Source organism: Shigella sp. FC1661 (assembly GCF_001712525.1).
Taxonomy (GTDB): Bacteria; Pseudomonadota; Gammaproteobacteria; order Enterobacterales; family Enterobacteriaceae; genus Escherichia; species Escherichia coli.
On record NZ_MDGW01000473.1, the window covers coordinates 1 to 472 of the forward strand.

Sequence of the window (472 nt, forward strand, 5' to 3'; positions counted from 1 at the left end):
AGTCGTAACAAGGTAACCGTAGGGGAACCTGCGGTTGGATCACCTCCTTACCTTAAAGAAGCGTACTTTGCAGTGCTCACACAGATTGTCTGATGAAAAGTGAATAGCAAGGCGTTTACGCGTTGGGAGTGAGGATGAAGAGAATAAGGCCGTTCGCTTTCTATTAATGAAAGCTCACCCTACACGAAAATATCACGCAACGCGTGATAAGCAATTTTCGTGTCCCCTTCGTCTAGAGGCCCAGGACACCGCCCTTTCACGGCGGTAACAGGGGTTCGAATCCCCTAGGGGACGCCACTTGCTGGTTTGTGAGTGAAAGTCACCTGCCTTAATATCTCAAAACTCATCTTCGGGTGATGTTTGAGATATTTGCTCTTTAAAAATCTGGATCAAGCTGAAAATTGAAACACTGAACAACGAAAGTTGTTCGTGAGTCTCTCAAATTTTCGCAACACGATGATGAATCGTAAGA

The 472-nt window shown here is 45.6% G+C and carries 1 tRNA gene and 1 rRNA gene; both read left to right on the forward strand.

From position 1 onward, the window contains the following. Window positions 1-50: ribosomal RNA gene (locus BFF42_RS28620) — 16S ribosomal RNA — on the forward strand; the annotation flags it as partial. Between the two features lie 171 nt (window positions 51-221). Next, window positions 222-297, forward strand: a tRNA-Glu gene (locus BFF42_RS20685). The last annotated feature ends 175 nt before the right edge of the window (window positions 298-472 follow it).